The organism is Amycolatopsis vastitatis (genome assembly GCF_002234595.1).
GTDB lineage: Bacteria > Actinomycetota > Actinomycetes > Mycobacteriales > Pseudonocardiaceae > Amycolatopsis > Amycolatopsis vastitatis.
In genome coordinates this window covers 1-810 of the sequence record NZ_NMUL01000111.1, presented here as the reverse complement: position 1 = coordinate 810, position 810 = coordinate 1, and the positions used below count along the sequence as shown (strand labels likewise).

Below are 810 nucleotides of genomic sequence, written 5' to 3'. Positions count from 1 at the left end.
CGCCAGCTTGCCACGGGCTACCGGGGCTCGTCTACCACGGCCTGTCCGTCTGGATGGACGGTGGTGATCAGGCTGTGACCTGCTCGGGTTCCGGACAGAGCCGCTCGTGGCCACAGGCGAGGTGATAGGTGAAGGGCAATCTCCTTACCACGCGCTTGGCGCCAGCCGAATCAAGTGCCGGAGCGCGAGGACGCCGGCGCGGTTCGGGTACCGGATCCGCGGCACGCCCAGAGCAGGAGCTGTGAGGTACTCGGCGAACGCGCCGCCGTTCTTGTGCAGGCAGCGGTCTACCCGCCGTTGCATCAATTGCCGAGTAGACCTCGAACAAGACCGGTCTGGTGGTCGTGATCGACGCGATCGGCCGGAGCCGGGCACGTCATACAGGTCGAGCCACACGCCCCAATCAGCCGATACTGGGATCCGGTGACTCCGAGGTGGTAACCCTCGGCCCGTTCGATACGACTTTCGCCCAGTCAGGGGTAAGTGATCACTATCACGCTCTGTCAACGTGGAGCTACTGGGCAGAGAAGGGGCGACGCTGGTGACAGCGAACGACGTGTTCGACGCCGCACCTGCCGCTGCGCACGCGCACCGACCCGGGCCGGCGTCGAGGGCCGGCGTCGAGGGCCGGCGTCGAGGGCCGGCGTCGAGGGCCGGCGTCGAGGGCCGGCGTCGACCTGACCGCAGTGACCCGATGATGCCGCTCAGCCGCGAGCCGCAGTGCCGTCGACGAGCGCTCGCGCGACCTCACGCAGTTTCGTATTGCTCGTCTGGGACACCGCACGCAGCAGGTCGAACGCCTCATCAGGT

Annotated in this window: 2 protein-coding genes; both read right to left on the bottom strand. The window is 67.4% G+C overall.

Annotated elements, in window-relative coordinates; all coding sequences use genetic code 11:
- Nucleotides 1-302: 302 nt before the first annotated feature.
- Nucleotides 303-458 carry an endonuclease domain-containing protein gene (locus CF165_RS54035; protein WP_369126881.1) on the bottom strand — a complete coding sequence of 52 codons (156 nt, stop codon included), beginning with the start codon at nt 456-458 and terminating at the stop codon, nt 303-305.
- 246 nt (nt 459-704) lie between these two features.
- The coding region (locus CF165_RS54030; protein ID WP_143268972.1) for an ANTAR domain-containing protein at nt 705-810 on the bottom strand (106 nt) is incomplete at its 5' end.